Source organism: Mesorhizobium sp. M8A.F.Ca.ET.165.01.1.1 (assembly GCF_004792065.1).
Taxonomy (GTDB): Bacteria; Pseudomonadota; Alphaproteobacteria; order Rhizobiales; family Rhizobiaceae; genus Mesorhizobium.
On the sequence record NZ_SRTH01000008.1, the window covers coordinates 249,366 to 255,365 of the forward strand.

Sequence of the window (6,000 nt, forward strand, 5' to 3'; positions counted from 1 at the left end):
GAGCCGCACCGACAGCTCCGGCGTCACTCCGCCGCCCGCACCATCGGCCTGAACCTGGCCATCATCGACCGCAGCACCGCCGGCTTCAGCGGTTTGTTGATCATCGGGATGTCGAGGCCCGCCGCGGCTGCCCGCACCTCGTTGGAGCGGTCGGCCGTGACCAGCACGGCCGGCAGGTCGTCACCGTGCGTCGCCCTCAGCTTGATGATAACGTCGAGACCGGTTTCACGGTCGAGATGGTAGTCGGCAAGCACGATGTCCGGACGTTGGACCGCGACCTTGTCCAGATCCCCCGAGCCGGTCGCCGTGGCGACGTTGCAGCCCCAGCCTTCCAGCAGCAGCCGCATGCCTTCGAGGATACGGATGTCATTGTCGATGCACAGCACATGCAGCCCCGACAGCGAAGCCGCCGCGCGGGCCGGCGCCCGGGTCTCGACCTCGCGTCGCGACTCCTGCGCGGCTGTCACCGGCAGGATGACGGAAAAGCGCGTGCCCTTGCCCGGGTTGGAGAAGATGCGAATCTCGAGCCGCAATACCCTGGCGATGCGGTCGACGATGGAGAGGCCGAGGCCAAGACCTTCGGCTTCGCGGGCGCCTTCGTCCAGCCGGGTGAATTCATGAAAGACAGTGTTCAGCTTGTCGCCGGCAATGCCGATGCCGGTGTCGATGACCTGGATCTCCGCCAATTCGCCACGCCGCCGCACACCGACCAGGATGTGGCCCTGGCGGGTGTATTTGATGGCGTTGGAGACAAGATTCTGGATCAGGCGGCGCAACAGGTTACGGTCCGTCGTCACCGTCAGCGACGACGGCATGATCGTCAGGCCAAGCTTTTTCTCCGCGGCCAGTGGCCGAAAATCATTGCCGATCTGGCGCAGCAGGCCATCAAGGCTGAAGGCGGTGTCGTCCGGTTTCATCGCGCCGGCATCGAGGCGCGAAATGTCGAGCACGGCGCCCAGAATGGTCTCGACCGATTCCAGCGAGGATTCGATGTTGATGGCCGCCTTGCCGGCCGGACCCTTGCCGGCCTTCTCGATCAGCGAGGAACAATAGAGCCGGGCGGCATTCAAGGGCTGCAGGATGTCGTGACCGGCGGCGGCAAGGAAGCGCGTCTTGCCGAGATTGGCCTCCTCGGCGAGCATCTGTGCCTGCGCCAGTTCCTCGTTGACCCGGGTCAATTCCTCGTTGACCCTGGTCAGCTCGATGGTGCGGGTCTTGACGCGCTGTTCCAGCGATTCATTGGCGCGCTTCAGCGCGAGGTCCTGCTCGACGCGTCCGGAGATGTCGGCATAGGTGGCAACGATGCCGCCATCGGGCATCGGGTTGGAGCGCAGCTCGAGGATACGGCCGCTGGTCTTCAGCTCCATCTGCCAGGGGCTGACGAAGCTGGTCAGCCGGTTGAGCATCGCCACGCGCTGGTCGGCGGGGATGTCGCCGCGCTCGGCGAGATGGCGAAGGATCTGATCGAGCGAAACGCCGACCTGGCCCATCTCGTCGGGCAGGTCGAACAGCGCCCGGTATTGCCTGTTCCAGCAGATCAGCCGGAAATCGCGGTCGAAGACGGTGATGCCTTGCTCCATCTGGTCGAGCGCGATCTGCAGCAGGTCGCGATTGTGCTGCAGCGCTTCCGTGGCGTCGTCGAGCAGGCGGAAGGCGTCGCGGGATTCGCGGTCGTGGCGGCGAAACAGCAGCGACAGGATCAGCCGCGCCGAGGAGGAGCCGACGGCGCTGGCCAAAAGCTGCTCGGAAAAGCGGATGACGTCCATGCTCGCCTGCTCGTTGCCGTGCAGCGAGGTGCCGTTGCTCTTCTCGAAGGATTGAAAGGAGCGTTCCGTGCGTTCGACGCCGAGATAGCGTGCGATGGTATCCTTGAGGTCGTTGACGGTGATGGCCGTGCGGAAGCGGCGCAGGCTTGGCATCGGGCCGGCTTCGCGCGGCACGAAGATCGATGCCTGGATGCGCTCCAGCGGCACCGACGCGCGCGACAGCGAGCCGAAGACGAAGAACAGCGCGTTGATTGACAGGCTCCACAGCACGCCATGGTTCAGCGGTTCGGCGACGGTGCCGAACAGCGCCTGTGGCCGCAGCGCCTCGAAGCCGAACAGTCCATGCACGATGATGCCGGTATCGGGTGGGACGAGCGACGGCACCAGCAGCGTGTAGCCCCAGACCAGGATGCCGGCGACCATGCCGAGCGCCGCGCCGCGGCCGTTGGCGCCGCGCCAGATCAGCCCGCCGACCAGCGCCGGCGCGAATTGCGCGATCGCCGCGAAGGACATCAGGCCGATCGAGGACAGCCGGGCGCTGTTGGTGCTCTCGCGATAGTAGAGAAAGGCGATGAACAAAAGGATGAAGATCGCTCCACGCCGTACATTGAGGATAAGCGTCGACCAGTCCTCGTTTTCGGAAGTGGTCGTCCGCAGCAGCCGGCGCACGAACAGCGGGATGATCAGGTCGTTGGAGATCATGATCGACAGCGCCACGCTCTCGACGATGACCATGGCGGTTGCCGCCGACAGGCCGCCGATGAAAGCGGCCATGGCCAGGAAATCGTGGCCGCTGAACAGCGGCAGTGACAGCACGTAAAGGTCGCTGCTCGTCCTTGTCCCGACCAGCGTCAGGCCGGCAAAGGCGATCGGCAGCACGAACAGGTTGATCGCCACGAGGTAGAGCGGGAACACCCATGTCGCGGTGCGCAGTTCCGCCTCGCTGCGGTTCTCGACGATGGTGACGTAGAACTGCCGCGGCAAGAGGATGATGGCGAAGCCGCTCAGGCAGGTCAGCACCAGCCAGGTGGCGAGCGACGTCGAATAGCCCATTGCCTGCCGTACCTGGCCATTCTGCGCCAGCCGGTCGAACATGTCGCCGGGGCCGCCGAAGATCAGGAAGGTGACCATCAGGCCGATGGCCAGGAAAGCGGCGAGCTTGACCACCGTCTCGACCGCCACCGCCAGCACCAGCCCGTCCTGGTGTTCGGTGGCGTCGGCATGGCGTGTGCCGAACAGGACCGCAAACAGCGCAAGCAGCATGGCGACGACCAGCGAGATGTCGCTGACGAAGGGATCGAAGGAGGGCGGCGAGCCCGTATAATGCTCGACCATCAGGCTGACCGATCCCGAGATCGCCTTCAGTTGCAGGGCTATATAGGGCACGGCGCCGATGGTGGCGATCAGCGTGGCGATGGCGGCCACGGTGAAGCTCTTGCCGTAGCGCGCGCCGAGGAAGTCGGCGACCGAGGTGATCTTCTCGGTCTTGGCCAGCCGCACGATGCGGTTGAGCAATGGAAAGCCGAACACGAACACCAGCACCGGGCCGGTATAGATGCCGAGGAATTCGAGGCCGCGTTCCGAGGAAAGGCCGACCGAGCCGAAGAAGGTCCAGGACGTGCAGTAAATGGCAAGGCTGAGCGCATAGATGAAGGGCCGCGCGCGGCCGGGTCCAGACATCATCGAGCGGCGGTCGCCCAGGCTGGCGATGGCGAACAGCAGCGTCACATAGGCGATCGCAATGATGACGATGAACAAGCCCTGCACGCCGGCAAGATCCTCCCTGTGCCGATTTTAACCTGGCCGGTCAGACGCAATCACAGCTTGGGCGCCAAGTCCATCACGGCTTTCGGCGCATGCGGGCCATGATTTCCGCGGCTGCCCCGGGGTAAGGAGAAAGCGGTTGCTTTCTTCTTTTAGCCGATGGTGCAACCCAAGGTTTTTGTTATGGTGTCGCCGGGTCGGTGCCGCAGGGATGGGACGGCTGTGCGGCCCGCCATGACAAGGAGGGTCGAATGCTGAAAGAATTCCAGGAATTCATTTCCAAGGGTAACGTGATGGACTTGGCCGTCGGCGTCATCATCGGCGCTGCCTTTTCCAAGATCGTCGATTCCCTGGTCAACGACATCATCATGCCGATTGTCGGCGCGATTTTTGGCGGTTTGGACTTCAACAACTACTTCTTTGGGCTTTCCTCGGCCGTCAACGCCACCTCGCTGGCGGACGCCAAGAAGCAAGGGGCTGTTTTCGCCTATGGCAGCTTCATCACCGTGGTGCTGAATTTCATCATCCTCGCCTTCATCATCTTCCTCATGGTCAAGGCCGTGAACAACATGCGCAGGCGCCTGGAAAAAGAAAAGCCGGCGCCGGCGGCCGCGCCGCCCCCCGCCGATGTACAGCTTCTGACCGAAATCCGCGATTTGCTGGCCAGGCGATAGACGGATACGGTTCTTCTGGACCAAAACCCCGGTCGTTCGCGGCCGGGGTTTTCTGTTTTCGTATCTGGTAAGCAGCCCTTACGAACGCCCGAGACAACGGACCTGCCCAATGACCCTGATCCAGACCCTGCGCCCCGAGGCCCTGGCCGCGCCTGAAAGCGGTATCGTCGCCGTCGTCAACTACGGCAGATTGCGCGAAGGCCTGATCCCGCTCTGGGCCGGCGAGGGCGACCTGCCGACGCCGTCCTTCATCACCGATGCCGCGTCGAAGGCGCTGGCCGGCGGCGAGACGTTCTACACCTGGCAGAGGGGCATTCCCGATCTGAGGCAGGCGCTGGCGCGTTACTACGCCAGGCACTTCGGCAAGACCTTCCCCGAGGAGCAATTCATCGTCACCGGCTCCGGCATGCATGCCATCCAGCTGGCGCTCGACGCGCTTGCGGGCGCCGGCGATGAAGTGATCTATCTGTCGCCCGCCTGGCCGAATTTCGACGCCGCCGCCGCGATCGCGGGGGCCGTGCCGGTGCCGGTCACGCTCGACCATTCCGGAAATGGCTGGTCATGCGACGTCGAGAAGATCGCGGCGGCGGTCACACCGCGCACGAAGGCGCTGTTCATCAACACGCCGTCCAATCCGACCGGCTGGACCGCCGACCATGAGACCTTGCGAGCGATCCTCGATCTCGCTCGCGCCAAGGGCCTGTGGATCATCGCCGACGAGATCTATTCGCTGTTTCACTATGGTCACGGCCGCGCGCCGTCCTTCCTCGACATCGCGGAGGCGGAAGACCGCATCCTGTTCGTCAACAGTTTCTCCAAGAACTGGGCGATGACCGGCTGGCGGGTCGGCTGGGTCAAGACGCATCCAAGCCTGCAGCAGGTGTTCGAGAACCTGATCCAGTATTCCAACTCGGGCGTCGCCCAGTTCATGCAGCGCGGCGCGATCGCGGCGCTCGACGAGGGCGATGCCTTCGTCGCCGAACAGGTGGAGCGGGCGAGAAAGGCCCGCGACCTGGTCTGCGGCATTCTCGGCGAAACCGGCAAGGCGCGGTTCACCGTGCCGCAGGGCGCCTTCTACCTGTTCTTCACGGTCGACGGGATCACCGATTCACGCAGCGCTGCCTTCGACATCGTCGACAAGGCCAATGTCGGCCTGGCACCCGGCACCGCCTTCGGCCCGGGTGGCGAAGCGTTTTTGAGGCTGTGCTTCCACCGGAGGCTGGACCAGCTCGAGGAAGCGGCCCACAGGCTGGCGGGCTGGATGAAGACGGTTTGAGGCTGCTTGCTTTATAGGTTAGCGTCGCCCCTCATCCGCCTGCCGGCACCTTCTCCCCGTATAGTGACGAGGAGAAGAAGGCTGGCCGCAACGCCGGCGCCTGTTCTGCAACGCTTGCGATTGGCGAAACTCTCCGCGACAGCCTCTTTCTCCCCGTCACTATACGGGGAGAAATGTCCGGCGGGACAATGAGGGGCAGCGCTGCGGTTCTAATGACGGCGAGAGGGTGACAAAGCTCGCCTTCACCCGCCCGACTTGGGCACCAGCAGCGGAATGATCCGGTCGCTTTTCGCGACGGCCGGCCGTCCCGCCGAACCGTAGGGGATGCCGAGCGCGTCCCAGGTTTCGACCAGCGCGTCCTGCAGCTCGGCGATCAGCGCGTCCGAATGGAAGGGCGTCGGCGTGATGCGCAGCCGCTCGGTGCCGCGCGGCACGGTCGGGTAGTTGATCGGCTGGATATAGAGGCCGTGCACGCCAAGCAGGCGGTCGCTGGCCATCTTGCAGAGCTCCGGATCGCCGA

General features: G+C 64.3%; 3 protein-coding genes and 1 pseudogene. 2 read left to right on the forward strand and 2 right to left on the reverse strand.

Annotated elements, in window-relative coordinates; translation table 11 throughout:
• Window positions 1-23 precede the first annotated feature (23 nt).
• Window positions 24-3,533, reverse strand: coding sequence for a PAS domain-containing hybrid sensor histidine kinase/response regulator (locus EN808_RS22180; protein ID WP_135916892.1), 3,510 nt, complete (start codon window positions 3,531-3,533; stop codon window positions 24-26).
• Between the two features lie 248 nt (window positions 3,534-3,781).
• Here EN808_RS22180 and mscL point away from each other — a divergent pair, with 248 nt between their 5' ends.
• On the forward strand, window positions 3,782-4,204 hold the full coding sequence (gene mscL / locus EN808_RS22185; RefSeq protein ID WP_127279505.1) for a large conductance mechanosensitive channel protein MscL: 423 nt from the start codon (window positions 3,782-3,784) through the stop codon (window positions 4,202-4,204).
• Window positions 4,205-4,313: 109 nt separating this feature from the next.
• Window positions 4,314-5,480, forward strand: coding sequence for a pyridoxal phosphate-dependent aminotransferase (locus tag EN808_RS22190; RefSeq protein WP_127870800.1), 1,167 nt, complete (start codon window positions 4,314-4,316; stop codon window positions 5,478-5,480).
• A gap of 242 nt (window positions 5,481-5,722) precedes the next feature.
• Here EN808_RS22190 and EN808_RS22200 read toward each other — a convergent pair.
• A pseudogene (locus tag EN808_RS22200) lies at window positions 5,723-6,000 on the reverse strand (aminotransferase class I/II-fold pyridoxal phosphate-dependent enzyme); the annotation flags it as partial.